3 protein-coding genes and 1 pseudogene are annotated in these 3404 nt (G+C 65.2%); 2 read left to right on the forward strand and 2 right to left on the reverse strand.

All coding sequences use genetic code 11. The annotated features are described in order from the left end of the window. Window positions 1-39 precede the first annotated feature (39 nt). Entirely contained in the window at window positions 40-477 is a 438-nt protein-coding gene (locus ACYP33_RS10155; protein ID WP_414441037.1) for a DoxX family protein, read from the reverse strand. Between the two features lie 375 nt (window positions 478-852). Between ACYP33_RS10155 and ACYP33_RS10160 the strand changes: the two genes are divergently transcribed. Further along, window positions 853-1416, forward strand: coding sequence for a hypothetical protein (locus ACYP33_RS10160; protein WP_414441036.1), 564 nt, complete (start codon window positions 853-855; stop codon window positions 1414-1416). A 134-nt stretch (window positions 1417-1550) separates the two neighbouring features. Here the strand turns inward: ACYP33_RS10160 and garD are convergent, their stop codons facing one another. Next, window positions 1551-3098, reverse strand: a complete 1548-nt coding sequence (gene garD, locus ACYP33_RS10165; protein ID WP_414441035.1) for a galactarate dehydratase — start codon at window positions 3096-3098, stop codon at window positions 1551-1553. A 213-nt stretch (window positions 3099-3311) separates the two neighbouring features. On the opposite strand from garD, the pseudogene ACYP33_RS10170 reads away from it, so the two are divergent. Continuing rightward, window positions 3312-3404, forward strand: a pseudogene (locus ACYP33_RS10170) (5-dehydro-4-deoxyglucarate dehydratase); the annotation flags it as partial.

The following is a 3404-nucleotide window of genomic DNA, read 5'->3' on the forward strand; positions in this document are numbered from 1 at the left end:
TTCGTCGGAAATGGAAAGCGGATCGCAAGCCGGGCGAGGTCAGCGCAGCGTGCCGAACGTATTGCTCGGCCGGCGCATGCCGTCGATGCTCACGCCGCCCGCGCCCGTCACGTACAGCAGCAGGAAGCCGCCGGCGATCGCCACGTTCTTCCAGAAGTGGATCACCATGTCGTGCTGCGCGGCGGAATTGGTGGCGTCCCAGAAATTGTGGCCGATCAGCGCCGTCGCGATCGTATAGAGCGCAAGCAGCAAGGCGAGCGGCTTCACGCGATAGCCGACCACCAGCAGCAGGCCGCCCAGGCCTTCGATGGCGACGATGATCGGCGCCGACACCTGCGCGAACGGCACGTACATGCCCTTGAGATACGCCACGAATTCGCCGTACCCCAGCAGTTTCATCACGCCGCCCCACAAAAACAGGGCCGCCATCAACAGCCTCGCGATGAAGATCACGCCGGAATCGACGGAACGCGTCATATCTCTCTCCTTATAGGACTGACGACGCGGCGGAACTGCGCCGCGTCTGGTGAATGCGCCAGACTAAAAACTTTCACGCGGGGTTCCAAGCAAAAGGTTGTAGCAAAACTTTACACATGGGCCGCCGCGCGGCGCAGGCGATGCCGCATCGGCGCCCGCAATCCGGGCAAGCCCCGATAAAAATTTTCTGCTCTGCTAACGGATCGCGATGCGCACGCGGCCATCCACGCGCATCGGCGCAGGCCCGCGCGCCACGCCGACCGAAAGATGCGCGCCGCCGCCATCTCGCGTCGCATGCGCGCCGGTCGCGCCTCCCGCATGACATCCGCGCCTGCTAGGCTGCGGTTTCCTGCCCCTTCGAGCTCCTTCACGACGATGCCCGCGCTCACGTCGAACACCTTCGAAATCGTCAAGCTTTGCGTCGGCGTGCTCACGCCGCTGTCGGTCACGGCGCTCGGCTGGCTGATCAGCCGGCGCATCAAGCGCCTCGAACTCGTGCAGTGGACCAACCAGAAGCTGATCGAGAAACGCCTCGCGATCTACGACGAGATCGCGCCGAAGCTCAACGCGCTGCTGTGCTTCTACACGTGGGTGGGGGACTGGAAGGACATCACGCCCGATCAGGTGATCCGCACCAAGCGCGAACTGGACAAGACCCTGCATGTGTACCGCCACCTGTTCGACGATGCGATCTATCGCGCGTATCACGCGCTGATGCTCGCACTGTTCGACACGCATTCGGGCGCGGGGCACGATGCGCGCATCCGCTCGCTGATCGCCGGCCCGAGCGGCGATCGCGCGCGGCACGCGAGCTACGCATGGCACGCGGCCTGGGCCGAGCGCTTCTCGGCCGGCGCGCCCGAATCGGCCGCCGAAATCCAGCAACGCTATTACACGCTGATGGAGCGCCTGCGCGGCGCGCTCGGGGCGAACAAGTAAGCAGACCGATCGATCGTGGCGGGAGAATTGCCGGAACGCACGCCATCAACGACAAACCCGCCGGGTCCGTGAGGATCGTGGCGGGTTTGCGGTATGCAGACTGAAGCGGGCCTGAAACCGGCCCGAGCGCTCGATCAGGTCACCGGCGCCGGGTTGAACAGCGTCAGCGCATTCGCGAGCTTCCACTGTTCGGCCCAGGTCTTGCGGCCGCTGGCGACATCGAGCATCAGCTCGAACATCTCCCAGCCCACCTGCTCGATCGTCTTCGCGCCGGTGGCGATGCTGCCGGCGTCGACGTCCATCAGGTCATGCCAGCGGCGCGCCAGATCGCTGCGCGTGGCCACCTTGATCACCGGCACCTGCGCAAGGCCGTACGGCGTGCCGCGGCCCGTGGTGAAGATGTGCAGGTTCATGCCGGCCGCCAGTTGCAGCGTGCCGCAGATGAAATCGCTGGCCGGCGTGGCGGTGTAGAGCAGGCCCTTCTGCCTGGCCCGCTCGCCGGGGCTGACCACGCCCGAGATCGCCGAGCTGCCCGACTTCACGATCGAGCCCATCGCCTTCTCGACGATGTTCGACAGGCCGCCCTTCTTGTTGCCCGGCGTGGTGTTCGCGCTGCGATCCACCCGGCCGCGCTCCAGATACGCGTCGTACCAGGCCATTTCGCGGATGATGTCCTGCGCGACCTGTTCGTTGGCCGCGCGCGAAGTGAGTTGCGCGACACCGTCGCGCACTTCCGTGACCTCGGAGAACATGATCGTCGCGCCGGCGCGCACCAGCAGGTCGGCCGCGAAGCCCACCGCCGGGTTCGCGGTCAGGCCCGAGAACGCGTCGCTGCCGCCGCACTGCACGCCCACCACCAGTTCCGACGCCGGCACCGTTTCGCGGCGGCGGAGGTTCAGGCGCGCCAGATGTTGTTCCGCCATCCTGACGATCGAGTCGATCATCGACATGAAGCCGACGTGCGCCGAATCTTGCAGGCACACCACGCCGCCGTTGTCGGGCTTGTCGGCCGCGACCGGAATCGCGCCCGCCGGCAGCAGCCGCTCCGGCTGGAGCTTCTCGCAGCCGAGGCTCACCATCATCACTTCGCCGCCGAAGTTCGGATTCAGGCTGATGTTGCGCAGCGTGCGGATCGGGATTTCCGCGCCCGGCGCATCGATCGCGACGCCGCAACCGTAGGTGTGTTCGAGGCCGACCACGTCGTCGACATTCGGGTAGCGCGGCAGCAGCTCGCGCTTGATCCGATCGACCGCGAACTCCACCACGCCCGACACGCACTGCACGGTGGTGGTGATCGCCAGGATGTTGCGGGTGCCGACCGAGCCGTCCGCGTTGCGGTAGCCCTCGAACGTATAGCCTTCGAGCGGCGCCTGCTCGGGCGCTTTTTTGGTGGCGAGCGGCAGGTTTTCGAGGCCGGGCGGCTCAGGCATGCGCAGCGTGCGTTCGTTGACCCAGCTTCCGCGCGGCAGATCCTTCGACGCGTAGCCGATCACGACGTTGTAGCGCAGCACCGTATCGCCTTCCTTCAGATCGACCAGCGCGACCTTGTGGCCTTGCGGCACGCCTTCGACGAGCGTCAGGCCGTCGGCAAACTGCGCACCGGTGGGCAGGCCGCCGTCGTTGACCACGATCGCGACGTTGTCGTCCGGGTGGACGCGGATGTACAGGGGAGACTGGGACATCGGGGAAATCCTCGTGCGACTGCCATGAATTAACAGTCATCATACAACACTGGCCGAGCCGGCGGGATCGTGCGTAAACCCTGACGACGAAACGCACGTATACGGGTTGTTACGGGCTTTCGGGCGCTTGCACGAGCCAAAACGATGTTGTACGATGACATACAACGTAACTGTTATTGACCGAATCCGCTCACGCGCACAGGACGACTCCTCATGACCACGCCGCAAGAACTGAAGCAGATCATCTCCGAAGGGCTGCTGTCTTTCCCCGTTACCGATTTCGACGCGCAAGGCAATTTCCGCGCC

The sequence above is a fragment of the Burkholderia sp. 3C genome, from assembly GCF_054589155.1.